The organism is Geomonas sp. (genome assembly GCF_035254065.1).
In the GTDB taxonomy this organism is placed as follows: domain Bacteria; phylum Desulfobacterota; class Desulfuromonadia; order Geobacterales; family Geobacteraceae; genus Geomonas.
In genome coordinates this window covers 1-3,434 of record NZ_DATFBA010000220.1, presented here as the reverse complement: position 1 = coordinate 3,434, position 3,434 = coordinate 1, and the positions used below count along the sequence as shown (strand labels likewise).

At 58.0% G+C, this 3,434-nt stretch carries 6 protein-coding genes; 3 read left to right on the top strand and 3 right to left on the bottom strand.

What is annotated here, in order from left to right:
* Positions 1–399 (top strand): glycosyltransferase family protein (locus VJ604_RS10335; protein ID WP_324082238.1); only part of this gene is annotated, 399 nt, incomplete at its 5' end.
* Between the two features lie 68 nt (positions 400–467).
* On the opposite strand, the gene VJ604_RS10330 is transcribed toward VJ604_RS10335, so the two are convergent.
* Positions 468–704, bottom strand: coding sequence for a DUF2442 domain-containing protein (locus tag VJ604_RS10330; RefSeq protein WP_324082235.1), 237 nt, complete (start codon positions 702–704; stop codon positions 468–470).
* A gap of 2 nt (positions 705–706) precedes the next feature.
* Positions 707–976, bottom strand: a complete 270-nt coding sequence (gene dhiT, locus VJ604_RS10325; RefSeq protein ID WP_324082233.1) for a type II toxin-antitoxin system toxin DhiT — start codon at positions 974–976, stop codon at positions 707–709.
* 257 nt (positions 977–1,233) lie between these two features.
* On the opposite strand from dhiT, the gene VJ604_RS10320 reads away from it, so the two are divergent.
* On the top strand, positions 1,234–2,442 hold the full coding sequence (locus tag VJ604_RS10320) for a class I SAM-dependent rRNA methyltransferase (protein ID WP_324082231.1): 1,209 nt from the start codon (positions 1,234–1,236) through the stop codon (positions 2,440–2,442).
* Positions 2,443–2,466: 24 nt separating this feature from the next.
* Positions 2,467–2,805, top strand: a complete 339-nt coding sequence (locus VJ604_RS10315; RefSeq protein ID WP_324082228.1) for a zinc ribbon domain-containing protein YjdM — start codon at positions 2,467–2,469, stop codon at positions 2,803–2,805.
* 11 nt (positions 2,806–2,816) lie between these two features.
* Here the strand turns inward: VJ604_RS10315 and VJ604_RS10310 are convergent.
* On the bottom strand, positions 2,817–3,434 hold a 618-nt coding region (locus VJ604_RS10310), incomplete at its 5' end, for a hypothetical protein (protein WP_324082226.1).

The window sequence follows — 3,434 nt, the reverse complement described above, 5'->3', positions numbered from 1 at the left end:
CACTTCGACAAGCTCTGGAACAATAGAAACGAGCATGACGCGCTGTTTGGCTATCGCGGTGGCAGGCAGCAGGGGTTGGGGCGTAAGATCATAACCGGGATTTGCCGGGCTACGGTGCACGCACTGTTCGGCAAGGGGATCACAGACGTCAACACACCCTATCGATTGGTGAGAAGCTCGATCCTCTCGCCGATTATCAGCAGGATACCGGCGGATACCTTTGCCCCCAACGTCCTCATCTCCGGCGTTCTGGTGGGGGAGGGTGCGCGCATTTACAACCAGTGCGTCCCGCATGAGGGGAGGCGAACCGGCGCTGTGTCGATCGTGCGCTGGAAGCTCTGGAAAGCGGCGCTCAAATCCTTCATGCAATCGATAAGGTTTAAATTGTCCAAGCCATAGGGTCGGCTATGGCTTCCTATACCATTTCCACCCGTGACGAGAGAGACCTGCCGTGCAGAAAAATTGAGCTAGAGCGGTTGCTGGAGGTCGGCTTCTATGGTGTCCGGGCCGAGATCCTGTCCATCCGGCCAGCCAATCCCACTAAAGAAGATATCGACCTGCCGAAAGTAGGTGTCATCCTCCAGTCGTTTGAAGAAGTCGCTCCGGATATAGGGGGTAACGTCGAAGATGCCAGATCTGCCATCCTCGAAAATGACGGCTAACTTTTTCCCGTCGAGTGGGGTAACCTTGACGATCTTGTTCATATCTACTCCAATGGTTTGATTGGTAAAGGGTTTTGACCGGTGACGGCAAGCTGCCAATCCGTCATCAAGTCGTCCCTATGTATTTCAATCCACGCTTCGACCAGTTTTCGTTTGTTCTTGGGCAGCTTCCCTTCAATAATCTCACCATCTTCTAGGGAGAATATGGCATCGTCATCTCCAAATGAAGCGTGAAGGTGCGGCATCTTGTGTTTTCGGTTATCGTAGAAATACATGTAGCTTGTGATCCCATAAAACATCGATAACGTCGGCATGTGTGTCGCCTCCTGCATCGTGTCAAACTGTGGGATTCGTGAATCGCTAAGCTTTGAAAGTGACGTTACCATAGGGAATCCCAGAAGACAAGATCACGGCAATTCTGAGAGTCGGAGGGGAAGGCTTGTGTAGGTCTGACCACTCAGGGAACCAATAGCGGGGCCGAAGAGTAGGCTTTGACTAATGCTCTGGCTGGTGGTATTTTCGACGATCCAGAGGTTAGCTGTCGAGCGGAACTGCTGAAAAAGGATTATTGATGCCGCAACGTTGTATCGTAGGAGCAGAATCGGTAAGGATGATAGAGTTGGGGCATCCCTGGATCATCGCCGATGCTTATACCAAGAAATGGCCTGCCGGCGAGGCCGGCGACCTGGTGGAGCTGACGGATGCTTCAGGTCGGTTCCTTGCCAGCGCGCTTCTCGACCCCAAGGAACGGGTGGTGGCCCGGGTACTCTCGCGCGAGCGGATGCAGCAGCTGGACAGGGGGTGGCTTAAAAAGAGGCTGCAACGGGCGATAGCGCTCAGAAGGGATCATGCCGACCTGACCGAGACCAATGCCTACCGGCTGGTGAACGGGGAAGGGGATGGCCTGGCCGGCCTTACCGTCGACTGCTATGCGGATTACCTGATGGTGCAGATCTACTGCACCGGCTGGAGGAAACATCTCAAGCTGGTGACCCAGGTGCTGGAGGAACTGCTTACGCCTGCGGGGATCTACGAGAAGACCCGCCCTCAGAAGACCAGGGAACTGGAGTCGGAGGGTGATGGCAAGAAGTACGGCCGTCTGCTGGCCGGCAAAGCCGCCCCCGAGCCGCTGCTGGTGATGGAAAACGGCTTGAATTTCCAGGTGAGCCTCGAGTACGGCCTGAACACCGGACTGTTTCTGGACCAGCGCAACAACCGTCGGGACCTGGTCGCGCGGGTGAAAGGGAAGCGGCTGCTGAACCTCTTCTGCTATACGGGGGCTTTCTCAGTAGCGGCGGCTGCGGCGGGGGCGAGTCTCGTCACCAGCGTGGACGCCTCTCCCTCCTACATGGATGTGGCCCGCGCCAACTTCAACGCCAACCGGCTCAATCCCAGGCGTCACGAGTTCGTCATCGGCGACTGTTTCTCGGTGCTGGAGGAGATGGCCCGCCAGCAGAAGAGCTACGACATCATCCTGATGGATCCACCCTCCTTCTCGACCACCTCCAAGAGCCGGTTCACCACGCGCGGCGGAACCTCCGACCTGGTGGCGGCGGCCCTGAAGCTCTTGAAGGAAGGGGGGCTGCTGATCGCCTCCTCCAACCACCAGAAGGTCGACTTGGCCGAGTATCTGAAGGAACTGCGTCGCGGTGCGCTGCAGGCAGGCTCCTCGCTACAAGTCATCTCCCTCGCCGGCCAACCCGAGGATTTCCCTTACACCGTTACCTTCCCGGAGGGACGCTACCTGAAATACGCCATCTGCGTCAAGTGCGCTGCCTAGCGCCACCACCATAAAGGATTTTCTATGACCGCTTTACCGAAATGCCCCTCCTGCAGCTCCGAGTACACCTACGAAGACGGCGACTTGTACGTCTGCCCCGAATGCGCCCACGAGTGGCCTAAAGCCCCAGCTGAGAGTGCAGAGACCGACAGTGTCGTCCGTGATGCCTTCGGCAACGAACTTCGTGACGGCGATTCGGTGACCGTCATCAAGGACCTCAAGATCAAGGGCTCCTCCTCCGTGGTCAAGGTCGGCACCAAGGTAAGGAACATCCGCCTGGTTTCCGGCGACCACGACATCGATTGCAAGATCGACGGCATCGGCGCCATGTCGCTGAAATCCGAGTTCGTCAAGAAGGCCTGAGCTTTCCTCCCTCAGAAGTCGCGGGTAAGGGCAAGCGTGGAATAGAGGTACTGGTACCCCGAACCGACCTGGTCCGCCTCCAGGTGGGCGGTAAGCGACCAGAGCTCGAGGAACCTCCAGGTGACCCGGACGTCTTCCAGGGCGCCGGTGCTCTTCTGGAAGCCGTCGTCCTGCCAGACCGGTCCCGCCATAAGCTTCACCCGCACGCTGTCCCAGAACGAATCCGCGTAGCCCAACAGGAAGGCGTGCTGGTTGAAGACCTCGGGGCTGAAATACTGCGGGACCTGCTTCGCGTTCCAGATCCCCTTGTACCGGTACTGGAGCAGGAAGTTGTCGGTGATGCTGTAGGAGGCCCGGGCGACCACCTTGTCGCGGTGGTTGCCGTCGGAGGCCCAGTAGTGCCAATAGCCGCCGGTGATGGTCAGCTGCTTCAGGGCGTTCCAGTCGACTGCCCCCCCCACGGACCAAAAGTCGATCTTCTGGTCGTAGGCCTTCACGGAATCGATGGTGCCGTAATCGACCCCCTCCTCCAGGTGAAAGGCGCCCAGGGTCTGGCTTGAGGCGAGCGACAGCGGCGTTTTGAACTGCCGGTTCCAGTAGAGCATCTTCAGTTGACCGGTGAAGTCCAC

Excerpts from the sequence above, each read along its gene's own strand:
- VJ604_RS10330 (WP_324082235.1), bottom strand. The coding sequence starts at position 704 with ATGAACAAGATCGTCAAGGTTACCCCACTCGACGGGAAAAAGTTAGCC.
- dhiT (WP_324082233.1), bottom strand. The coding sequence starts at position 976 with ATGCCGACGTTATCGATGTTTTATGGGATCACAAGCTACATGTATTTC.
- VJ604_RS10320 (WP_324082231.1), top strand. The coding sequence starts at position 1,234 with ATGCCGCAACGTTGTATCGTAGGAGCAGAATCGGTAAGGATGATAGAG.
- VJ604_RS10315 (WP_324082228.1), top strand. The coding sequence starts at position 2,467 with ATGACCGCTTTACCGAAATGCCCCTCCTGCAGCTCCGAGTACACCTAC.